Origin of the sequence: Micromonospora sp. LHW51205 (genome assembly GCF_003315815.1) — a bacterium.
Lineage (GTDB): Bacteria > Actinomycetota > Actinomycetes > Mycobacteriales > Micromonosporaceae > Micromonospora > Micromonospora chalcea.
In genome coordinates, this window is the sequence record NZ_QMEZ01000006.1 from 169173 (window position 1) to 190499 (window position 21327).

Annotated in this window: 21 protein-coding genes; 6 read left to right on the top strand and 15 right to left on the bottom strand. The window is 75.6% G+C overall.

Annotated features, from left to right (window positions below; all coding sequences use genetic code 11):
• Positions 1–5: 5 nt before the first annotated feature.
• Genes DQE82_RS22725 through DQE82_RS30875 form a run of 3 tightly spaced genes read right to left on the bottom strand, consistent with a single transcriptional unit; the run spans position 6 to position 3614 of the window.
• Complete coding sequence (locus tag DQE82_RS22725; protein WP_113973774.1) at positions 6–2051, bottom strand: sulfatase-like hydrolase/transferase; 2046 nt, start codon at positions 2049–2051, stop codon at positions 6–8.
• A complete protein-coding gene (locus DQE82_RS22730) occupies positions 2044–3459 on the bottom strand; it encodes a methyltransferase domain-containing protein (protein ID WP_113973776.1) in 1416 nt (471 codons plus the stop codon). Before DQE82_RS22730 ends, DQE82_RS22725 begins: the two co-directional genes overlap by 8 nt.
• Positions 3456–3614: a hypothetical protein gene (locus DQE82_RS30875; RefSeq protein ID WP_166456093.1), complete on the bottom strand. Its 159-nt coding sequence runs from the start codon at positions 3612–3614 to the stop codon at positions 3456–3458. Before DQE82_RS30875 ends, DQE82_RS22730 begins: the two co-directional genes overlap by 4 nt.
• Before the next feature lie 179 nt (positions 3615–3793).
• On the opposite strand from DQE82_RS30875, the gene DQE82_RS22735 reads away from it, so the two are divergent.
• The gene (locus DQE82_RS22735) at positions 3794–4195 is read left to right on the top strand and encodes a VOC family protein (protein WP_043324537.1); all 402 of its coding nucleotides are present in this window, start codon (positions 3794–3796) and stop codon (positions 4193–4195) included.
• Positions 4196–4206: 11 nt separating this feature from the next.
• Here DQE82_RS22735 and DQE82_RS22740 read toward each other — a convergent pair whose 3' ends face one another.
• The 5 genes from DQE82_RS22740 to DQE82_RS22760 all read right to left on the bottom strand — a co-directional run bounded on the left by DQE82_RS22740 (position 4207) and on the right by DQE82_RS22760 (position 10952).
• The gene (locus DQE82_RS22740; protein WP_113973778.1) at positions 4207–4920 is read right to left on the bottom strand and encodes a helix-turn-helix domain-containing protein; all 714 of its coding nucleotides are present in this window, start codon (positions 4918–4920) and stop codon (positions 4207–4209) included.
• Between the two features lie 103 nt (positions 4921–5023).
• Positions 5024–6247 carry a dolichyl-phosphate beta-glucosyltransferase gene (locus tag DQE82_RS22745; RefSeq protein WP_113973780.1) on the bottom strand — a complete coding sequence of 408 codons (1224 nt, stop codon included), beginning with the start codon at positions 6245–6247 and terminating at the stop codon, positions 5024–5026.
• Between the two features lie 3 nt (positions 6248–6250).
• Positions 6251–8650 carry a glycosyltransferase family 39 protein gene (locus DQE82_RS22750; RefSeq protein WP_113973782.1) on the bottom strand — a complete coding sequence of 800 codons (2400 nt, stop codon included), beginning with the start codon at positions 8648–8650 and terminating at the stop codon, positions 6251–6253.
• A gap of 45 nt (positions 8651–8695) precedes the next feature.
• Positions 8696–10228 (bottom strand): cell wall metabolism sensor histidine kinase WalK, encoded by a 1533-nt coding sequence (locus DQE82_RS22755; RefSeq protein ID WP_113973783.1) that lies wholly within the window; start codon positions 10226–10228, stop codon positions 8696–8698.
• The gene (locus DQE82_RS22760) at positions 10206–10952 is read right to left on the bottom strand and encodes a response regulator transcription factor (RefSeq protein WP_064446159.1); all 747 of its coding nucleotides are present in this window, start codon (positions 10950–10952) and stop codon (positions 10206–10208) included. The genes DQE82_RS22755 and DQE82_RS22760 overlap by 23 nt, the downstream gene beginning before the upstream one ends.
• 137 nt (positions 10953–11089) lie before the next feature.
• Here DQE82_RS22760 and DQE82_RS22765 point away from each other — a divergent pair, with 137 nt between their 5' ends.
• Together DQE82_RS22765 and DQE82_RS22770 are read left to right on the top strand one after the other, a co-directional pair.
• A complete protein-coding gene (locus DQE82_RS22765; protein WP_113973785.1) occupies positions 11090–11983 on the top strand; it encodes an SDR family oxidoreductase in 894 nt (297 codons plus the stop codon).
• Positions 11980–12777, top strand: coding sequence for an alpha/beta fold hydrolase (locus tag DQE82_RS22770; RefSeq protein WP_113973787.1), 798 nt, complete (start codon positions 11980–11982; stop codon positions 12775–12777). The genes DQE82_RS22765 and DQE82_RS22770 overlap by 4 nt, the downstream gene beginning before the upstream one ends.
• Before the next feature lie 3 nt (positions 12778–12780).
• Here DQE82_RS22770 and DQE82_RS22775 read toward each other — a convergent pair whose 3' ends face one another.
• Complete coding sequence (locus tag DQE82_RS22775; RefSeq protein ID WP_043324550.1) at positions 12781–13005, bottom strand: hypothetical protein; 225 nt, start codon at positions 13003–13005, stop codon at positions 12781–12783.
• 130 nt (positions 13006–13135) lie between these two features.
• On the opposite strand from DQE82_RS22775, the gene DQE82_RS22780 reads away from it, so the two are divergent.
• Together DQE82_RS22780 and DQE82_RS22785 are read left to right on the top strand one after the other, a co-directional pair.
• Positions 13136–14086, top strand: coding sequence for a serine/threonine-protein kinase (locus DQE82_RS22780; protein WP_064446162.1), 951 nt, complete (start codon positions 13136–13138; stop codon positions 14084–14086).
• 80 nt (positions 14087–14166) lie between these two features.
• Positions 14167–14595, top strand: a complete 429-nt coding sequence (locus DQE82_RS22785; RefSeq protein WP_013285994.1) for an OsmC family protein — start codon at positions 14167–14169, stop codon at positions 14593–14595.
• A gap of 4 nt (positions 14596–14599) precedes the next feature.
• Here DQE82_RS22785 and DQE82_RS22790 read toward each other — a convergent pair whose 3' ends face one another.
• Entirely contained in the window at positions 14600–15550 is a 951-nt protein-coding gene (locus tag DQE82_RS22790) for an endonuclease/exonuclease/phosphatase family protein (protein ID WP_113973789.1), read from the bottom strand.
• 352 nt (positions 15551–15902) lie between these two features.
• Between DQE82_RS22790 and DQE82_RS22795 the strand changes: the two genes are divergently transcribed.
• Complete coding sequence (locus DQE82_RS22795; RefSeq protein WP_199496082.1) at positions 15903–16742, top strand: hypothetical protein; 840 nt, start codon at positions 15903–15905, stop codon at positions 16740–16742.
• A gap of 10 nt (positions 16743–16752) precedes the next feature.
• On the opposite strand, the gene DQE82_RS22800 is transcribed toward DQE82_RS22795, so the two are convergent.
• The 5 genes from DQE82_RS22800 to DQE82_RS22820 form a co-directional block, all read right to left on the bottom strand.
• On the bottom strand, positions 16753–17238 hold the full coding sequence (locus DQE82_RS22800; RefSeq protein WP_069089847.1) for an ATPase: 486 nt from the start codon (positions 17236–17238) through the stop codon (positions 16753–16755).
• 117 nt (positions 17239–17355) lie between these two features.
• Positions 17356–17802 carry a response regulator gene (locus DQE82_RS22805; RefSeq protein ID WP_030504307.1) on the bottom strand — a complete coding sequence of 149 codons (447 nt, stop codon included), beginning with the start codon at positions 17800–17802 and terminating at the stop codon, positions 17356–17358.
• Positions 17803–17872: 70 nt separating this feature from the next.
• Positions 17873–18220: an STAS domain-containing protein gene (locus DQE82_RS22810; RefSeq protein ID WP_043324561.1), complete on the bottom strand. Its 348-nt coding sequence runs from the start codon at positions 18218–18220 to the stop codon at positions 17873–17875.
• A 77-nt stretch (positions 18221–18297) separates the two neighbouring features.
• Positions 18298–19344, bottom strand: coding sequence for a B12-binding domain-containing protein (locus tag DQE82_RS22815; RefSeq protein WP_113973935.1), 1047 nt, complete (start codon positions 19342–19344; stop codon positions 18298–18300).
• The gene (locus DQE82_RS22820) at positions 19341–21101 is read right to left on the bottom strand and encodes a PP2C family protein-serine/threonine phosphatase (RefSeq protein WP_064446165.1); all 1761 of its coding nucleotides are present in this window, start codon (positions 21099–21101) and stop codon (positions 19341–19343) included. Before DQE82_RS22820 ends, DQE82_RS22815 begins: the two co-directional genes overlap by 4 nt.
• Positions 21102–21327: the final 226 nt, after the last annotated feature.

Genomic DNA, 21327 nt, shown 5'->3' on the forward strand with positions numbered 1-21327 from the left:
GCCCGTCACGACAGCGTGAGCCGCCGCAGCGCCCCGTCGTCGCCGACCCGGTAGAGGTCGAGCCGGTTGGCGCCGGCGGCGAAGAGCCGGTCGTCGGGGAGGAACGCCGCGAACCGCCGGCCACCGGCGTCCGGGGGCACCACCGGCGCCACCGCCCCGACCGTGCCGTTCACCGCGACGGCGAGCCGTGTCCCGTCGGGCACGTCGTCCGGGACCGTCCCCCAGACCAGCGCCGGCAGGCCGCCGCGCGCCGGGTCGACCGCGTCGAACGCGTCCCGGTTCGCCACCGTGGCGGACCCGCCCACCGGCACGTTCCCGACCCGGGTCCCGACGAGCGGATCAGCGGCCGGCGGCGGGAGCGGGGCGGGCACCCCGCCGGTGATCGTCACCGGCTGGCCGGGGCGGTCGTAGAAGCGTTTGTCGGCTCGCTCGCGCGGAGCCGCCTTGGCCGACCGGCCGTCCATCTGCCAGGGCACCCGCATGTGGGTCTCGTCGGCGATCGTGGGCAGCAGGTCCACGTGCTCCCAGTTGCGGTCGTCCACCCGGCCGGCGCGCTGGCCGGGTTCCTTGACGAACATCGGCACCCAGGCCACCTCGTTGGCGGCGTGCTCGATGGCGTCCATCCCCCGCCCCTGCCAGTCCCGCCGGAAGCTCACCCCGTGGTCGGCGGTGACCACCACCAGCGCCTTGTCGTAGAGGCCGGTGGCGCGCAGCGTCCGCAGCGTCTCGCCGATCAGCCGGTCGGTGTAGCCGAGCTGGGCCAGGTGCCGGGCGCGGGCCAGGTCGACCCAGCCGGTCCCGTCGTTGGGCAGGTCCTCCGGTGCGGCGTAGTGCGCCCCGGACGGCAGGTACGCCCACGGCGAGTGCGGCATCAGCAGGTGCAGGAAGTGCAGCGTGGGCCGGGGGTCGGGGCGCAGCCCGGCCAGGAACGAGGTGAACCGGGCCGGCTGGTTGTCGTCGAGGGTGTCCCAGCGGAACTTGGGGTCGTCCGGCACCGGCTCGGCGGCGTCCAGCCCGGCCTCGGCGGCGGTCCGCTCGCGGTAGGAGTCCTCCGGGTCGACGCGGCTGTCCACCGGCGCGGCGATCCGGCCCATCAGCTTGCCGCTCTCCCGGACCAGCACCCCGAGCCCCTGCTCCGGCGTGGTGGCCTGCTCGCAGCGGCTGGGCGGGCAGAGCCGGGTGATGCTCTCCTCGGCCTTGATCCGGTAGAGGCCCCCGAGCGCGGTGAACAGGTTGTCCGGGTACTGCGAGTAGTGCGGCGCCGCGCCCTGCTCCGGGTAGCGCCCGGTGAGCATCGCCGGCAGCGCGTAGGGCGTCCAGCCGCTGACGCCTGTGGCGTTGGGGTACCACGTCGACCCGGCCGCGAGCGCGGCGAAGTTCGGGTAGCGCTCGGCGTCGATGTGTCCGTCCGGGCCGAGCAAGGAGACCAGCGGCAGCTCGTCCAGCACGATCATGACCACCGGCGGGTGCGCGCCCGCGCCGGCGATCCCGGCCGCACCGCCCTCGCCGCGCGGCAGCACCACCGCCGAGGCCGGCGAGGCGAACAGGAACAACCCGACGAACACCAGCGGCCCGGCGGCGGCCACCCGCAGCACCCGCCGGGGCGCCCGCCACCGCCGGTGCGCGGCCGCCCCGGCGGCTCCGGCCACACCGGCGGCGACGAGCAGGGGTACGCCCCGAAGCGGCGTGACGTGCCGGCCGACCTGGACGGCCAGCGCGGCGAGCAGCAGGCCGACGAAGGTGGTGTGCACGGCGGCCCGGATAAGGCGTCCGGCGGGCACTGCCAGCGCGCCGAGCAGCGCGAACGGTACCGTCGGCGCGAGCGCGATCAGGGCGACCAGGAGCAGCACGTCGCCCCGGGACGCGCGGTGGAACAGGAAGAAGTCGGGGCTGCGGCCGAGCACGTCGAGCAGCGGCTGGGTCACCACCAGCCCGACCAGCGCGGTCACCTCCGCCAGCCGCGCAAGCTCGGACCGCCACCACTGCGGGCGTTCCCGCCGGTCCGGGCCGGCCGTGTGGTCCCGGGGTGGCGCGAGGGTGCGCTCAGCCACCCACCACCACCTGGTAGAGCGTCCGGGTGCCGGACGGCAGCTCGGTGCGGGCGACCACCCGGCCCCGGCGGGCCAGCAGCGCCTCGAAGGCGTCGCGCCGGTAGTCCGGGAACAGGCCGTCGGGCTTGTTGGCGAGCAGGCGGCGGGCCATCGGATCGTCCGGGTGGACGAACTCCACCACCAGGCTGCCGCCGGTGGCGGTGAGCGCGGTGAGCTGGTCCAGCACCCCGGGCAGCGGCACGTTGCGCCCGATCGCCAGGTGGTGCACGACGGCCAGGGCGAGCACCACGTCGGCGCGGGCCCGGTCGGCGAACGCGGCCCGCTCGACGCCGCGCCAGCCGCCGCCGGGCGACGGGTCGGCCAGGTCCATCACCAGCGGCAGGATCCGCGTCTCGCCCTCGTCGCGCAGCGCGCGGTAGAGCGTGTCGACCACCGCCGGGTCCTGCTCGACCGCGACGACGTGCGTGGCGTGCCGGGCGGCGATGCGCGCGTACCGGCCGTCGTTGGCGCCCAGGTCCAGCGCCGGGCCGCCGCCGGTGGCGGCCACCGCGCGGTCGACGAACTCCTCCTTGGCCTGCCGGTCCGGCACCGAGTACGCGCAGGTGCGCTGGTAGTCCGCCCAGTGGCTGTCGCCCGGCCGGTGGTCGAGGCGGCGGACCAGTTTCGTCAGCCCGCGTACCGTGGCCAGCGCCAGCTCGCGGGAGAATCCGGCGGCGCGCAACTGGGCGCGGACGTCGGTGGTGCTCGCGGCGGAGTTGCGGGCCTGCATCGCGCCGTGCAGGTGCACGTGGGTGGGCACGCCGGCCCGCCAGCGCCGGGCGCCGCCGAACAGCCGGCGCATCTGGTCCGGCTCGACGCCGTCGACGCGGGCCCGCAGGAACGGCTGGAAGTCCAGCCCGAGGTGGGCCTGGATCAGCAGCGGGTAGAGCAGCGTCTGGCAGAACTGCCGGTAGCCGGCCCAGGGCTCGCCGTCGCGCAGCGCCTCGAACGAGCCGACGTCGATGAAGACGGGTCGCGCGCCGCGCCACTGCACGTTGTACGCCGAGCCGTCCTTGGTGGTGAAGCCGGCCTCCAGGGCGGCGCGCAGCACGTCGAGGTGCAGCAACGCGGCGTCGCGCAGCATCGCGTACGACCACTCGTAGGGGTGCGAGACGAACGGGATCCGCTCGTGCCGCAGCACCGCAGCCCACCGCGTGTCGACGGGGGTCGGGGTCAGCTCCTCGGTGGCGACGATCTGCCCCCGCTCGGCCGCGCGGCGGAAGAAGTCGGTGACGGACAGCGCACGCCAGTCCCGGGCGGAGCGCTCGTCGAGCCCGCGCAGCACCTCCTCGCCCCGGTGGAACACCCGGTTGCCGGGGTCGCGGAAGGAGCCGGGCTCGACGCGGACGCCGGTGTCGGGGACCGTCACGCCGTGGGGCCCTGGTCGCTGGGCTGGCGGCGGAACCGGGACACCAGGCGGCGCCAGTAGAGCTTGGCGGCCACGGCCACTCCGGCCACGCCGCCGACCACCGCCTGCACGATGAGACTGCCCGATCCCGCGTCCAGGTAGGCCAGGTGGGTCACGGCTGCTTCCTTCCGTCGCCGGTCGTCAGTGCGCGCCCGGAATGCGAGCTTTCGTGCTTCGCGCCGGACTTGTCCCCCACCGTAACGCCTCGGGCGTCGCACGCGGGGCCACACCGGCCACTCGTCCCCCGTCCGATCCGTTCAAGACGGGCCGGACCGGTCGCGCCTACCGTGACGCCATGACACCGCAGTTCGATCTGGTCGGGGCCGTGGTCACCGACATGGCCCGCACACTCGACTTCTACCGGCGGCTGGGGCTGCCGATCCCGGCCGGCGCCGAGACGGAAGGGCACGTGGAGGTCACCCTGCCGAACGGCGTACGGCTGGCCTGGGACACGGTCGAGGTGATCCGCAGCTTCCACCCCGACTTCGACCCGTCCGGCGGCAACAACCGGATGAGCCTGGCCTTCCGGTGCGCCGACCCGGCCGAGGTGGACCGCTGGTACGCCGAGCTGACCGCCGCCGGCCACCACGGGGAGCTGCCCCCGTGGGACGCGTTCTGGGGCCAGCGGTACGCGGTCCTGCACGACCCGGACGGCAACGGCGTGGACCTGTTCGCCCCGCTGCCGGCGGGCGACTGAAAGGCGGCCGGTCAGGCGGTGGCCGGGGCGAGCAGCCGCGACGGGGGCACCCCGGCCAGCTCCCGCACCTCGCGGGTCAGGTGGGCCTGATCGGCGTACCCGCTGCGCGCGGCCACCTCGGCGAGCGGCGCGCCGGCGCGGGCCAGGTCCAGCGCCCGGCGCATCCGCAGGATGCGGGCGAGCGTCTTCGGGCCGTACCCGAACAGGGTCAGGCTGCGGCGGTGCAGGGCCCGCGCGCCGAGGCCGACCTCGGCGGCGGTCGCGGCGACGGTGGCCCCGGCGGCCAGGCGGGCGGCGACACGCGCGCCGACCGGGTCGGGGCCGCCGGCCGCACGCAGCCGGTCGCGGGCGACCCGGGTGAGCACCCCGGCGGCGCTACCGGCGCCCGGCGCGGCCAGCGCCGCCTCGACCCGCTCGGTCACCTCGGCGGCGGCGCGGCCCCACAGGTCGGCCAGCGGGACGCGGCGGTCGCGCAGTTCCTCGGCGGGCACGCCGAACACGGCCGGGCCGGTGCCCGGCGGCAGGCGCAGCCCGATCCACCGGTCCCCCGGCGCGGACCGCGACAGGTGCGCGGTGCGGTCCGGACCGGCCACCAGCAGCCCGGACCGGCTGGACCAGAGCAGGTCCAGGCACCCGTCCGGCAGCACCCGCGTCTCACCCCCGCCGGACACGCTGCCCCACAGCACCGCGCCCGGAACCCCCGCCGCCCCCCACTCCCGGTACACGCCCCCAACCCTGCCACCCGCCCCGTCGATCATGAAGTTGACGGTGCCGGCGCCCGGCGTGTCGCGCCGCCAACCTCATGATCGACGGGGTGTTCGGGGTGGGTCAGGGGCGGTGGTGCATGGCCAGGCGGAGCAGGAGGAAGCGCAGGGCTGTCGCGGCCAGGTTGGCCGCTACCAGCACCACCAGCTCCAGGCTGCGGCTCGGGCGTGTGGCGGCGTGCAGCAGGGCCAGTGAGCCGCTGGTCAGGGCCAGGCCCAGCGCGAACGCCAGCAGGCCCTGGAGGTGGTGGCGGCCGGCGTGCCGCCGGCCGCTGACCCCGAACGTGAGCCGCCGGTTGGCCGCCGTGTTCGCCACCGCCGTGAGCAGCAACGCCAGCAGGTTCGCCGGCTGCGCCCCGAGCGGTCCGCGGGCCAGCAGGAACAACAGCAGGTACGCGAGCGTGCTCGCCACGCCCACCGCGGCGAACCGGACGAGCTGGCGCGGTAGGCCGGCCGGCACACGCGCCGGCGGGGCCGGCAACGGTCCCCGGCCGAGCTGGGCGCGCAGCTGCGCCAGCGGCAGCGCCCCGGTGGCCAGCGCCCGGCCCAGCCGGCCGATGCCCCGCAGGTCGGCCAGCGCGGTGGCGACGATGTCGACGCGGCTGTCCGGGTCGTCCACCCAGTCCACCGGCACCTCGTGGATGCGCAGCCCGGCCCGCTGCGCCAGGACCAGCAGCTCGGTGTCGAAGAACCAGCCGGTGTCGCGTACCAGCGGCAGCAGCCCGGCCGCCACGTCGGCGCGGATCGCCTTGAACCCGCACTGGGCGTCGGAGAACCGCGCCGCGAGCGTGCCGCGCAACAGCAGGTTGTAGCCGCGCGAGATCACCTCCCGCTTGGCGCCCCGGACCACCCGGCTGGTCCGCGCCAGCCGGGTGCCGATGGCCAGGTCCGAGTGCCCGGAGATGAGCGGCGCCACCAGCGGCAGCAACGCGGCCAGGTCGGTGGACAGGTCCACGTCCATGTACGCGAGCACCGGCGCGGGCGAGGCCGACCACGCGGCGCGCAGCGCCCGCCCACGGCCCTTCTCGTCCAGGCGCAGCACCCCCACCTCGGGCAGCTCGTCGGCGAGCGCCCGGGCAACCTCCGGGGTGCCGTCCACGCTGGCGTTGTCGGCCACCGTGATCTGGAACGGGTACGGGAAGTGCGCGGTCAGGTGCGCGTGCAGCCGCCGGACGCAGGGACCGAGGTCGGTCTCCTCGTTGTAGACCGGGACCACCACGTCCAGCACCGCGCTGCCGGCGGCGGGCCGGGCCCGCACGGCGGCCCGGGGCGCGTACGTGTCAGTCATCGCTCAGCCCTGCTTTCCGCTGCTCAGGTCGTACACGGTCACGCCGTCGACGGTGGTCGCGGTGAAGTTCTCGGCGACCCAGGCGGCGATCTCGGCCGAGGCGTTGCTGCCGCCGTTGGCCCGGAACCCGCCGCCGCCGAGGAAGTAGTGGATCCGCCCGTCGGCGACGTACCGCTGGAACTGGGCGAGCGTCGGCGACGGATCGCTGCCGTTGAAGCCGCCGATCGGCATGACCGGCCGCCCGGTGGCCAGCTGGTAGCCGGAGGCGTTGTTCGAGCCGACCGTGGCGGCGACCCAGGTGTAGTCGTCGGCGTCGGCGGTGAGCAGCGCGGTCATCTCGGCGCTCGGCTCGCGGGCGTCGAGCAGCCCGCCCATGCCGCCGCCGCGCTGCCCCCGGCCGTCCGGTCCCGTGCCACCCTCCGGACCGGCGCCGCCGTCCTGACCGGCGCCGCCGGGCGCGCCCGGAGCCGAACCACCGCCCGGGAAGCCGGGGAATCCGCCGGCGCTCGCCCCGCCGCCCGGGCCGGTGCCGTTCGGACCCGTGCCGCTGGAGCCGGTGCCGTTCGGGAAGCCCGGGAAGCCCGGGAACTGCCCGTTCCCGCCGCCCGGGCGACCGGGGAACTGCCCGTCCCCGCCGCCCGGCATCCGCCCACCCGGGCCACCCGGGCCGCCGAAGCCCCCCGCTCCGGCCGGTCCGGCGCTCGGAATGGCGCCGCTGTGCGGGGTGGCAGCGGTCTGCATCGCGTACGCGGCCGGCCCGGCCAGCGCCACCGCGATCCCGGCGACGGACACCACCGGCACCAGCCACCGCACGACCCGCCCGGCAAACCCGCCCCGGTGCCCCGCCGCCACCCCCATGCCGGAGTTGACCAAGGAGTTTGCGTCAGCCTGAACGCCGTTCCCGGACACAAACTCCTTGATCAACGGGGTGGGCGGGGAGGCGGGAGAGGGCGGGACGGGCCGGCGGGGGCCGGTGGTGAGGAACGCCGGTGCGGCCAGGAGGACGGCTGCGGTCAGGCCCACTGCGAGCACCGTGGGGCGCAGCCAGGGGTACCAGTCGGGGGTGCGGCCGAGCAGGTGCCAGGACCACCAGGCGGTGACCGCCAGCGTGGCGGCCAGGACAAGCGTGGCGGCGAACCCACGCCACCGGGCCGGTGCGGCCGGGCCAGGTGCAGCCGAAGCTGCGCCGGCACGGGCCCGCCACAGCGCTGTGACGCCGATGCCGACCAGCGCGCCGACCGCCGGGGCCAGGGCGACCGTGTAGTAGGCGTGGAAGATCCCGGACATGAAGCTGAAGATCAGTCCGGTGACCAGCAGCCAGCCGCCCCAGAGCAGCAGACCGGCCCGGGTCCGGTCGGTACGCGGTGCCCGCCCGGCCAGCCACAGCCCGGCGACCAGCAGGATCAGCGCGGCCGGCAGCAGCCAGGAGATCTGCCCGCCGACCTCGGTGTCGAACATCCGCAGCAGCCCGGTCTGACCGGAGAACGGTCCACCGCCGCCGGGCCGTCCGCCGCCACCGCCGACGCTGCCCACCTCGTCGCCGGTGATCCGGCCCAGGCCGTTGTAGCCGAGCGTCAGCTCCAGGATGCTGTTGTTCTGCGAGCCGCCGACGTACGGGCGGGCGCTCGCCGGCACCAGTTCGACGATCGCCACCCACCAGCCGGCGGAGACGACCACGGCGAGCCCGGCCAGCAGGAGCTGGCGGATCCGCCGTCCCAGGCCGGTCGGCGCGGCCAGCAGGTAGACCACGGCGAAGACCGGGATCACCAGGAACGCCTGGAGCATCTTGGTGAGGAAGCCGAACCCGACGAGCACGCCGGTCAGCACGATCCACCGGGTGCTCGCCGTCTCGACCGCGCGCACCGTCGCGTACGCGGCGGCGACCAGCAGGAACACCAGCAGCGCGTCCGGGTTGTTGAACCGGAACATCAGCGTCGCCACCGGGGTGAGCGCGAGCACCGTCCCGGCGAGCAGTCCGGCGGCCGGGCCGTACCAGCGGCGGACCGTCGCGTACAGCACGCCGACCGAGGCGACGCCGAGCAGCGCCTGCGGCACCAGGATCGACCAGCTGCTCAAGCCGAAGATCCGCACCGAGAGCGCCATCAGCCAGAGCGAGGCCGGGGTCTTGTCCACCGTGATCGAGTTGGCCGCGTCGGACGAGCCGTAGAAGAACGCGGTCCAGTTCTGCGACCCGGCCTGCACGGCGGCCGAGTAGAAGGCGTTGGCCCAGCCGGAGGCGCCCAGGCCCCACAGGTAGAGCAGCGCGGTGGCGGCCAGCAGGCCGAGCAGCGCCGGGCGGGCCCAGCGGTCGGCGCGGGTCTCCTCCGGTACGGGCGCGGGGGCCGGCTCGGCGCCGGGTGGACCGGCCGTGGGCGGGGTCGGCAGGCTCTCGGTTCTGTCCATGCCGGCAAGCCTCGGAGCGTCCGCTGGCCCGCTGCCGTGAGTGACCTATGCGTCTGCTGTGGATCCGGGCAGCCAGACCGTGAACGCGGTGTGGCCGGGCCGGCTGACCACGTCGACCCGGCCGTGGTGGGCCTCCACCACGGCGGCGACGATGGCCAGGCCGAGGCCGGTGCTGCCCTGCGCGCGGGAGCGGGAGCTGTCGCCGCGGGCGAAGCGCTCGAAGACCTCCGGCTGCAACTGTTCCGGGATGCCCGGTCCGTCGTCGGTGACGCGCAGCTCGACGCCGCCGTCGGCGGGCGCCAGCCGGACGGTGACGGTGGTGCCGGCCGGGGTGTGCACCCGCGCGTTGGCGAGCAGGTTCGCCAGCACCTGGTGCAGCCGGTGGGCGTCGCCGGTGACGGTGAGCGGCTCGTCGGGCAGGTCGAGCTGCCAGCGGTGGTCGGGGCCGGCGACGTGGGCGTCGCTCACCGCGTTCACCGCCGTGGCGGTCAGGTCGACCGGTTCGGCGGCGAGCGGGCGGCCGGAGTCCAGCCGGGCCAGCAGCAGCAGGTCGTCGACGAGGCTCGTCATCCGGGTGCTCTCCGACTCGACGCGGCGTAGCGCGTGCGCCACGTCGGGCGGGACCTCCTGGCGGCCCCGGCGGGCCACCTCGGCGTACCCCCGGATGGCCGCGAGGGGGGTGCGCAGCTCGTGGCTGGCATCGGCGACGAACTGGCGTACCCGGGTCTCGCTGGCCTGCCGGGCGGAGAGCGCGGCGGCGACGTGGCCGAGCATCCGGTTGAGCGCGCCGCCGACCTGCCCGACCTCGGTGCGGGGGTCGGTGTCGGCGGCCGGGACCCGCACCGACAGGGCGACCTCACCGCGATCGAGCGGCAGTTCGGTGACCCGGGCGGCGGTGGCGGCGACCCGGTTGAGCGGGCGCAGCGTGACCCGCACGATGAGCAGACCGAGGGCGCCGGCGATGACCAGGCCGGCGCCGATCACCCCGGCCTGCGCGACGATCATCCACATGACGGTGTCGTCCACCTGGGCCAGCGGGATCGCGAGGACCAGCACGTCGCCGTCGCCGCGCGGCGAGGGCAGCGCGACCGCGCGGTAGTCCCCCCGGTCCCCGACGACGACGGTGCGCGGGCGGTCGCCGACGGGTACGCGGGCCAGCGCGGTCAGGTCGGCGGCGGGCACCTCCTCGCTGCCGCCGCTCTCGGACCGGACCCGGCCGACGGGTTCGGCGGCGCCGGGCACCCGGACCGCGATGGAGCCTGGCGGGAAGCCGCCCGGGGGGTCCGGCGCGACCTCGTCGGAGTTCGGCGGGGTGGGCCGCTGGTCCGGGCGCGGCGGGTCGATGCCGCGCCGGGCCCAGCGTTCGAAGTCGGCGGGCCGCCGGTCGCCGAAGGTGAGCTGGTTGTCGATCTGGTTGATCAGGAAGTGCCGCAGCGCGACTGTGGTCAGGCCGCCGATGCCGAGGCTGACCAGCGCGAGCAGCGCCACCACGGAGAGCACGAGCCGGCGGCGCAGCGACCAGCCGGCCAGGCGGCGGCGCAGCCGGCCGCGGGCGTCACTCGGCGGGCTTGAGGACATAACCCGCCCCGCGCAGCGTGTGGATCATGGGCGCGCGGCCCGCGTCGATCTTCTTGCGCAGGTACGAGATGTACAGCTCGACCACGTTGGCCTGGCCGCCGAAGTCGTAGTTCCAGACCCGGTCGAGGATCTGCGCCTTGCTGAGCACGCGGCGCGGGTTGCGCATCAGGTAGCGCAGCAGCTCGAACTCGGTGGCGGTGAGCGTGATCAGGTCGTCGCCGCGGCGTACCTCGTGGCTGTCCTCGTCGAGGGTGAGGTCACCGACGGTGAGCACCGCCTCCTGGCGGGCGGCGACCGCGAAGCCGGAGCGGCGCAGCAGCGCACGCAGCCGGGCGATGACCTCCTCCAGGCTGAACGGTTTGGTGACGTAGTCGTCGCCGCCGACGGTGAGCCCGGCGACGCGCTCCTCCACGGCGTCGCGGGCGGTCAGGAACAGCACCGGCACGCTCGGCGACTCCTCGCGCAGGCGACGCAGCACCTGGAAGCCGTCCAGGTCGGGCAGCATCACGTCGAGCACCACGGCGTCCGGGCGGAACTGGCGGGCGGTGCTGATCGCCGCCATCCCGTTGCCGGCGGTCGCGACCTGCCAGCCCTCGTACCGCAGGGCCATGGCGAGCAGATCGGTGAGCGTCGGCTCGTCGTCGACCACGAGCACCCGCACCGGCTCGCCGTCCGGTCGGTGCAGCTCGATGCGGCCCTGCGCGGCCTGCCCGTTCATGACCATGCCCCCATCGTGGGCGGACCCGCTGTCGCCGGGCTGTCCCGATCCTGTGTACCAGCTGTGCGCGCCGGCCGACTTCGAATCCGGGCAGGTCCGGCCGGGCCTTCCACACCCGGTCTACCCGGTGGTAACTTCCCGGCATGTCCATCGACGGTCGTTTTTCCGGCCGGTTGGCCGGCAAGGCGGTGCTGGTGACCGGCGCGGCCCGGGGCATCGGCGAGCACACCGCCCGCCTCGCCGCCGCACGCGGCGCGCGGTTGTCACTGGTCGGGCTGGAACCCGACCGGCTCGCCGCGCTCGCCGCCGAGCTGGGTCCCGGGCACGCCTGGTTCGCCGCCGACGTCACCGACCAGCAGGCGCTGGCCGAGGCGGTCGACGGTACCGTGGCGGCGCTGGGCGGGATCGACGCGGTGGTCGCGAACGCCGGGGTGGCCAACCGCGGCACGATCGCCGTCGGCGACGTCGAGGCGCTGGTGCGTACGGTCGAGGTCAACCTGATCGGGGTGATGCGCACCGCCGCCGCGACCGTGCCGGCGCTCGTCGACCGGGGCGGCTACCTGCTCATCGTGTCCTCGGCCGCGGCGTTCGCCGCGCTGCCCGGCATGGCCGCCTACTGCGCCTCCAAGGCCGGCGTCGAGCAGTTCGGCAACGCGATCCGCCTGGAGCTGGCGCACCGGGGCGTGGCGGTGGGCACCGCCCATCCGTCGTGGGTGGACACCGACCTGGTCCGCGAGGCGCGCGCCGACCTGCCGGCCTTCGAAACGGCGCTGACGAAGCTGCCGTGGCCGCTGCGGCGTACCACGACGGTGGCCGAGTGCGCCGAGGCGTTCGTCCGGGCGATCGAGCGGCGCAGCCGCCGGGTGTACGTGCCACGCGCCGTCGCCGGCGTGCAGGCCGTGCGGTCGGTGCTGGTCAGCCCGCTGGCCGACCGCCTGGTGGGCCGCACCGCCCGGGCCACCGTGCCGCTGATCGAGGAACAGGCCCGCGCGTTGGGGCGGGGCTTCGGCCCCAGCACGCCGCAGGGACGGCCGTGACCGCGCCGGTGGAGGTCGTCTACGAGCGGCGCGGCGCCGGGCCCACGCTGGTGCTGCTGCACGGCATCGGTCACCACGGCGGCGCCTGGCGGCCGGTGCTGGACCGGCTCGCGCAGGCGCACGACGTGATAGCCGTCGACCTGCCGGGCTTCGGCCGCTCCCCGGTGCCCGCCACCGGGCTGCCCGCCGACATGCCCGGCCTGACCGCGGCCATGGTCGAGCTGTTCGCCGCGTTCGGGCTGGATCGCCCGCACGTCGCGGGCAACAGCCTCGGCGGGGCGATCGCGCTGGAACTCGCCGCGCTCGGCGCGGTCTCCTCGGCCACCGCGCTGTCCCCGGCCGGCTTCTGCACCGCCCGCGAGCTGCGCTGGGCGCTGACCGTGCTCGCCCTGCACCGCAACGCGGCCCGGCTGCCCGAGCCGGTGCTGCGCCGCCTGTTCGCCGCGCCCGCGCTGCGGATGCTGGCGATGGGCATGATCCTGGCCCGGCCCAACCGGATGACCCTCGACGACGCGGTCGCCGACGCCCGCGCGCTGCGCCAGGCGCGGGCGTTCCGCGCCGTCGCGCGCGCCGGCCGGGGGTACGCCTACGCGGGCGCGCCGACGGTGCCGGTCACCGTGGCGTGGGGCACCCGGGACCGGATCCTGCCCTACCGGCAGGCGGCGCTGGCGCGTACCCGGCTGCCCGCCGCGCGGCACCTGGACCTGCCCGGCTGCGGCCACGTGCCGATGCACGACGATCCGGAGCTGGTCGCCTCGGTCATCCTCGGCACCACCGGCGTCCGGGCGGGCTGAGCCTCACTCGGTCGCGCCGAACGGGAACGTGTGCACGTACCGCATGGTCCAGCCGCCCGCCGCGGCGTGCTCGTCGCGTTCGTAGAGGTGGTCGGCCACCCCCTCGGCCGGCTCCTCGGGATGCCGCAGCACCCACCGGGGCGGTGGCCCGCCGTCCGGCCCCGCGGGCAGGTCCCGGGTCAGCTCGTCGGCCGGACCGCCGACGAACCGTACGCGCACCGAAGCCACCGCTGCCCTCCCTGTGTCGACCCCTCGCCGCGAAGCTACCCCGCCGGAATGGAAACCCCCGCCGGTTTGCACAGCTCCGGGGCCGGGTAGCGGGACCGGAGGGCACACCGGACGAGGCGAGGAGTGGGCGATGCGGACGCTGGGCGGGCGGTACGAGCTCGAACAGCGGGCCGGCCTGGGTGGCATGTCGGAGGTCTGGCGGGCGCACGACCGTGTGCTGGACCGGACCGTCGCGGTGAAGCTGATCTCGCCCCGGCTCGACGGCGAGGCCGGCTCGGTGGAGCGGATCCGGGCCGAGGCGCGCTCGGCGGCTCGCCTGGTGCACCCGAACGTCGCGAGCGTGCACGACTTCGGCACCGCCACGCTGCCCGACGGCCGGCCGGCGCCGTACATCGTGATGGAGCTGGCCGAGGGCGAGACGCTCGCCGCGCACCTGCGCGCGGGGCCGCTGGACTGGCGGATCGCGGCGCGGGTCTGCGCCGAGGTGTGCGCCGCGCTCGCGGCCGCGCACGCGCACGGCATCGTGCACCGGGACGTGAAGCCCGCGAACGTGATCCTCACCCCGTGCGGGGTGAAGGTGCTCGACTTCGGTATCGCCACCCCGGCCGGCGCGCCGGACCACACTCCGGACGGCGTGGTGGTGGGCACCCCCGCCTATCTGGCGCCGGAGCAGCTCGACCGGCAGCCCGCCACCCCGGCCGCCGACATGTACGCCCTCGGCGTGCTGCTCTACTACTGCCTCACCGGTCACCTGCCGTACGAGGCGGACAGCACCACCCGGCTGCTCGGGCCGGGGGGACGCCGGCCCGAGCCCCGGCCGCTGCCCGACGTTCCCGGGCTGCCGCCCGAGGTGGCCGACCTGTGCCGCAGCTGCCTCGACGCCGACCCGGCGGCCCGGCCGACCAGCCCGATGGCCGCGCTGCTGCTGGCCGAGGCGGTGGACGCCCGGGTGTACGTGCCGATGAGCGCGGTGCTGCCCCGCCAGCGCGCGGAGCAGGTCTCGCCGTGGACCAGCCGGGCGGCCGCCGAGGCCACCGAGGCGATGGCCGTCGACGCCGCGCCAAGCGGCCGGGTCGGCTGAGCGCTCCTACTGCCCGCCCGGGCGCGGTTTCGCTGCTCGGGGTCCGGGAACGCGGTCCGGTGAGTGACGGGAGGAACGCGATGCCGGATCCGAGTTCCTGGCTGGCCGAGACGGCCACGGCGACCGCGGCGGGCGGTCACGTACGCACCGACGACGGCGGTCTCTCCTCCGCCCTGGCGTCCCCGCTGGCGCCGCACTGCACCGGTCTGACGCCGGAGCAGCTCCTGGCCGCGGCGTTCGCCTCCTGCCTGCACCACGCGGCTGTGGAGGCGGCCGGGGAGATCACCGACGAGGCGCACACCGTGCAGGTGACCGCAGAGGCGAAACTGGGCCGCGACGACGACGGCCGTTACCGGGCCGACGTGCACGCCGAGATCTCCTCGGCGGGACTGACCCGGGATCAGCTGGCCGACCTGGTCGCGTACGCCGACCGGCTCTGGCCGTTCTCCAGCGGCGACCCGAGCCGGCACCGGCTCACGGTGACCCCGGCGGAGAACGGCCGGCACTGAGCGCTCACCAGCGGAAGCCGGCGGTCACCGCGCGGTGGTCGCTGTCCGGGGTGTGCAGCACCCCGGCAGTGGTGGGGGTGAGTCCCCGGTAGAGGACGTGGTCCGGTCGGGTCACCGGTAGCTCCGCCGGCCAGGTGAAGCCGAATCCCTGCCCGGCCTCGGCCTGAGCGTCGCGCAGCAGCCGGGTCAGCGGGTCGAAGACCCGGTCGGTGGTGGCGGTGTTCAGGTCGCCGAGCACCACCAGCCGCTCCGCCGGGTCGACGCGTACGGCGTCGGCCAGCGCGGCGACGGTCTGGTCCCGGGTGGCGGTGTGCCCGGCGCGCGCGGAGCCGAGGTGGACGACGTACACGGTCAGGTCGCCCCGGGGGGCGGCCACCACGGCGCGCAGCGCGCGGTCCCAGCCCAGCCCGGTGTCGATGCCGTGCGCCTCCCGGATCGGCCACCGGCTCCACAGCGCGACCGTCGACACCACCGCGCGGTGCGGGTACCGGCCGGCGAGGACCGGCGCCACCCGGTCGCCGTCGGCGACCTCCTGGAGCCCGATCAGGTCCGGTCCGTCGCCGGCGAGCGCGCCCACCGTGGCGGCCGGGTCGGGGTTGCCGACACGCAGGTTCTGGCTGGCCACCCGCACCGAGGCGCCCGCCGCGCCGGCCGCCGGGGGCAGCCACGCGCGCCCGTACAGGCCGGCCCAGACCAGCGCCGGCAGCAGCACCGCCAGCAGCGCCGGGCGGGAGCGGCGCAGCAGCGCCACGAGCGCGAGCACCGGTACGCCGAGGCCGAGCAGCGGAACGGCGCTGTCCAGCAGGCTGCCCAGCCCGTGCACGTTCGGCACCGCCCGATGGCCGGCGAGCAGCGCCGCGAGCAGCCCGGCGCAGGCTATGACGACGAGTCCGCGCCGCCTCCGGCGGCCGGACGGCTCTCCGGGGCCACGCTCGTCGGCCTTCTGCTCGGTCACCGTCGGAATCGTAACGAGCGCCCGGGTCACCGTGCCGGGGCCTCGCCATGATCCACAGCGGTCGCCGCCATCCGGGGCGGTCTATGCTTCCGGTCGGCGGACCGCCGCGCCGGGCGGGCCGCTCGACCAGCCTGCCCTCCTCCGAACGGTGGAGGGCGGCGCGCGGCCCGGGTTGCTCGTGCTTGCGTCCTCTTTCCCGGCCTTAAAGCGACATGAGGCATGTTCCGGGTACGCGAGGTTCGCTTGTTTGGTGATCGGCCGAGTGAATTGTCGGCCGCGAATCCGGCAGATTGTGGCGCATGCCACCAATCACCCCGATGGCAACGGTCCGGAAGCTCTCTAGCCTCGGCGGGTGCCTCCCGACCACCCCTCCCACCAGCCGTTGCCCGCCAACCGCCCGGTTCGCCGAACGATTGACCCGGCATCAGCCGAACGGAGAGTGGGGCGTCACCGCGCCCCGGAGCAGCCCCGGCGCGGCCCGGCCCGCTCCGTACCGGGCCGGATCGCGGTGGCCACCGGCGTCACCTGCTGCCTCGGCCTGATCGGCGTCGCCGCCGTCGGCGAAACCGGCCCCGCGCGGCTGGACGTACGCGAGGCGGTCGCCGACCGGACCGCCGCCGAGCAGCGGGCCTCCCGCGACTTCACCCGCCTCGCGCCACCTGTCGCCGCGGCGCCGATCCTGCCCGCCCCGGCCGCCACGCCGAGCCCGGCCGCGTCGACGAAGAAGCCGCCGCGCAAGCCCGCCCGCCCGAAGAACCCGCGGCCGGTCGCCGGGCTGGACCAGCGGCAGATGAACAACGCGAAGATCATCGTGGACGTGGGGCGGGACATGGGCATGCCCCGCCGGGCACTCGTCGTGGCGGTCGCCACCGCGATGCAGGAGAGCAACCTCTACAACCTGGCCAGCGACGTCCTCCCGGAGTCCTTCGACCACCCGCACCAGGGCAGCGGCTCCGACCACGACTCGGTCGGGCTGTTCCAGCAGCGCCCCAGCAGCGGCTGGGGCACCGTCGCCCAGCTCATGCGACCCTCGTACGCGGCCCGCGCCTTCTACACCGCCCTGCGCGAGGTGCCCGGCTGGGCGGACATGAGCGTCACCGCCGCCGCCCAGGCGGTGCAGGTGTCCGCGTACCCGGACGCGTACGCCCGGCACGAGGACCGGGCCGCGACGGTCGTGGCGGCGCTGACCTGACCCGGACCGGTCAGGCGGCGCCACGCCCGGCGCCGGGCCGCACGCCCGCGGCGGCGGTCGGGGTGTCCACCGGCACCCGCTCGCCGCGCGCGCCGGCCAGGATCTCGTCCACCCGGGACTCGCGGCGACGCCGTGCCAGCAGGGCCGCCTCGAACTCGCGGCGGGCCCGCAGAGCGTCGGCGTACGCCTCCTCCCGCAACCGGCGGGCCTCCTCGCGGGCGGCCTCCAGCTCGGCGCGGGCGGTGGCCAGCAGCTCGGCGGCCTCCCGCTCGGCCGGCGACGGGCGGGCCGCCTCCGGGCCCTCGACCGGCGCGGTCCGCCGGTGGAGGAAGTCGCACAGGTGCAGGGCGTCGGACCGGATCTGATCCCACTCCCGGCCGGCCCCGGCGGCGCCCTCCGCCCGCGCCGCCAGCCGCCCCAGCCGCAGGCTCAGCTCGTCGAGGCAGGAATCCACCTGACGCCTGTCGTATCCGGTCTCCACCACCGAGAACCTCATGCGTCGCCCCCCAGGCAGCCGGTGTTCGTCCCCACTGCCGATCCTGCGGGCCGGTCGCTCACGGGCGGGGCCGTTCCCACAAAATGTTCAGGATGCGGAGGCCCGGACTTCCCGCACCTACTGGTGCTTCGGGAGCACGACCACCCGGCCGAAGAACTCGTCGATGCGGCGTACCACGTCGTTGAAGTCGTCCAGGTCGATCGGCTTGGTCACGTACGCGTTGGCCTGCAACGTGTAGCTGCTGACCACGTCGGTGTCGGCGTTGGAGGTGGTCAGCACCACGATCGGGATGGTCCGCAGGCTCTCGTCGCCCTTGACCTCGCCGAGCACCTGCCGCCCGTCCATCCGGGGCATGTTCAGGTCGAGCAGGATCACGTCCGGACGCTGCGCCTCGGCGTGCCGGCCCTCGCGCCGGAGGAACTCCATCGCCTCCTGACCGTCGGCGACCACGTCGATGACCTTGTCGACGTCGGAGTCGGCGAGCGCCTCCTCGATCATCAGGACGTCACCCGGATCGTCGTCCACCACCAGGATGCGAACCGGGCTCGGGCTGCTCTGACCCATCGTCTTACCTGCTTGTCTCGAGGAGGGCGGCCGGCCGCACGGCCGGTTGCTGGCGGGAGAATGTACCGGATCAGGAGGCGGCCGGCGCGGCCGGGTCGACGGTGTCACGGGCGTACCGGAGCACCTCGGCCAGCCCGGTCACCTGCAGCACCCGGGCCACCCGGCCGGTCGCCCCGGTCAGGCGCAGCCAGCCGCCGTCGGCGGCGACAAGATTGTCCCCGCGCACGAAGGCGGCGATGCCGGTGGAGTCGCAGAAGGTCAGCTCGGCGAGGTCGAGCAGCAGCTCGCGCTGCCCCTCGGCGATCAGCCGGTCGATCGCCGAGTTCAGCTCGGGGGCCGTGCCCAGGTCGAGCTCACCGGCGAGCCGGAGGCAGACGCCGCCCCCGTCCCGCTGGGCGTACGTGACGGTGAACGTCACCCTGGCCCCCCTCGCTCCCCACCGCAGGCGAACGCTTGCAGTAGTGCAAGTATATGGGACGGCCCATCCGGGTGCCGTCAGCGGCCCGCCGCAGACAGGCCGCCGACCAGAGCCCAGGACCGGTCGAGGAAACCGGCCGCGCGCGGGAAGTCGCGCAACTGCTGTCCATAGTGCTCCAGCGTCAGGCCGACCGCCCCCGCCGGCACCCCGCGGCTGACCAGGATCTCCACCAGCCACTCGACGAACGCGGTGAACAGCGTCCCGTCGTCCACATAGAGCGCGGCGGCCAGGAAGTCCACGATGTAACCGAGGTCGCTGATCGTGGAGTCGAGCTGCGCCGGGGTGTAGCCGGACACCGACGGCACCCGCTCCCGCAGGTCGGCCAGGGCGCTGTCGATCAACTCGCCGCGCCGCTTGACCAGGCTGGCGTACTCGTCGTCGGCCAGGTGGTCCAGCCGGGCCGGCGGCGCCGCACGCAACGCCCGCTCGTCGGCCACCAGGTCGGCCGCGGCCGGCGCGTCCGGCGCCCACGGCACACCCAGCACACGCGCCCAGCGGCCGTCCTCGCCGAAGCCCCGGCCACCCACCACCACCGGCACGTCGGAACGGCGGCACGCCTCCACCATCCGGTGGGCGTGCGGCAGCCGCATCGGCAGCGCGCAGGCCAGTGCCACCGCCTCCGCGTCGTAACGGTGCAGGTAGGAGACCAGGTGGGCGGCGGGCACGCTGGCGCCGAGGAAGACGACCTGCCAGCCGCGCAACCGCAGCACCTCGGCCACCAGCCGGGCCGGCAGCGCGTGCCACTCGCCGTCCATGCAGGCCATCACGATCCGTCCCCGCGTCGGCCGGGGATCGGCGTACGCGGCCACCGCCGCCACCACCCGCTCGCTGATGTGCGTGGCGGCGTGCTCCTCGGCGACGCTCCACTCGTTGCGCGCCCACCGTTCGCCCACCTCGGCCTGCGCCGGCGCGACCAGGTCGAGCAGCACCCGCTCGGCGGGCACGCCCGCCTCCAGCAGCCCCACGGCCACCGCCACGGCGGCGGACTCGTCCGCGTCGGCCAGGCACTCCAGGTAGCGGGCGAAGGCGTGACCCGCATCGACCCCGACAGTCGGCACTGTCACGCGGACCACTCCCTCGTCAGCTCGGCCGCGGCCGGTTCCGGCACCGCGTGCAGGTGCCGGGGCGCCCGCCCGGCCGGGCCGGTCGCCCGCAGCGCCAGCACCGCTATGTCGTCGTGGTCGCCGTGCGCGAGCCAGTCACAGGTCACCTGCTCGACCCGTTCGGCCAGCGCGGGCGCCGGCATCCGGTTACAGCCGGCCACGGCGTTGAGCAGCCGCTCGGCGCCGAACTGCTCGTCGCCGCGCCGGCCGCCCCGCGCCTCGGTCACGCCGTCGCTGTAGAAGAGGCAGGTCTCCCCCGGCGCCAGGCGCACGGTGACCTCGCCGATGCGGGGATCGGGCACCACGCCGATCAGCATGCCGCGCAACGGCACCACCTCGACGTCACCGGACTCCCGCAGCACCAGCGGGGGCAGGTGCCCGCCACCGGCCAGCGTCAGGGTCTGGCCGCCGTCGCGGTGCGGACGCGCCACGCCGAGGACCATGGTGGCGAACCGGCCCTGCCCGTGTGCCTGGGTGGTCTCCAGCAGCGCGTCGTTGAGCAGCTTCAGCAGCCGCCCGGGCTGGCTCTCGACCCGGTGCAGCGCCTGCAGGCACTGGCGCAGCTGGCCGGTGAAGACGGCCGCCTCCACGCCCTTGCCCGACACGTCACCGAGGAAGAAGACCGACCCGCCGTCGGTGAGCTGGTGCGAACCGTAGAAGTCGCCGCCGATGCGCAGGCCGGCCTGCGCGGGCCGGTACGCGGTGCCCCACTGCACGCCGGTCGCGGGAGCCGGCTCGACCGGCAGCAGGCTGGCCTGCAGCGTGTCGGCGACCTCGGCCTGGTCGCGGTAGAGCAGAGCGGTGGTCAGCGCCGCGCCGGCCCGTGCCGCGAACGCGCGGATCAGGTCCACATCGGCCTCGTCGTACCAGCGGTCGGCACGGCGGGCCACCAGCAGCGCGCCGGCCGGCGCATCCCGGCCGGGCAGCGGCACCACCCGGGCGACGGCGCCGGAGGTGTCCAGACCGGGCAGCCAACCCGCCTCGGCGGCCTGCTCGACCAGCCAGTCCAGCTCGTGCGGCTCGGCGCCGGACAGGCCGGCCTCGATGGCCACGGGCAGCGCCGGGGCGGGCAGCACGCCGCTGTCCACCACGGGCGCCTGGTCGTCCGCGCGTACCGCCCGCCACCACCGGGACCGGCCGGAGCGGGGGGCGAGCACCAGGACCGCCACGTCGGCCGTCGTCGGCACGGCGAGGCGGACCACGGCCGCGGCCGCCCGGTCGGGGTGCAGCGGGTTGCCGAGCTTCTCGCCGACCACCGCGAGGAACGCCGAGCGGGCCCGCTCGGCCAGCAGCGCGTCGGCCCGGCTGACGCTCTCGGTGACGTCCTCGACGTACCAGCAGCGCCGGTGACCGGACAGCGCGACCGGCCGTACGCGCAGCCGTCGCCCGTGGTGGGTGAACTCCGCCGGGCCGTCGCCGCGCAGCGCGTCCACGCCCGCCGCGGCGAGCAGCTCTCCGGCGGTCACCTCGGGGACCAGGCGCTCCGCGACGGGGCTCACGTGCCGCACGACACCGTCGGCGTCGCAGACGACAAGGCCCTCCCGGAAGTGCTCGACGACCTCGGACCAGTCCGGGACGGCGGGGCCGCGGTCGGCTGCCAGCGGCGGCAGGGCAGGCGTCGCCGCAGCGGCGGCGGACCACGCCGGGACCCGTGCGGCACTCGGCGTGGAGATCCGTCCGTCGCCCGGGTCGGCACCCCTGACGTCGGCAGCAGTCACCAGCTGAGCCCCACTCTCCTCGTCGGCACCCCCGGGGCGCCGCACGGCGCCTGTGGCCACATCTCTTCGCCCCACACTACGCCGGTATGCCGGTACCGCCACCCAGCCGACGCTGCTGGGGCGTCCCGCGCGCGCCCAGCGGGGCGGTGCCGCTGTTGTTACGATCCAGGCATCCCTGCCCGACCGGCAGCGTGCGGAAAGGCGTGATGGTGGTTCCTCAACGCAG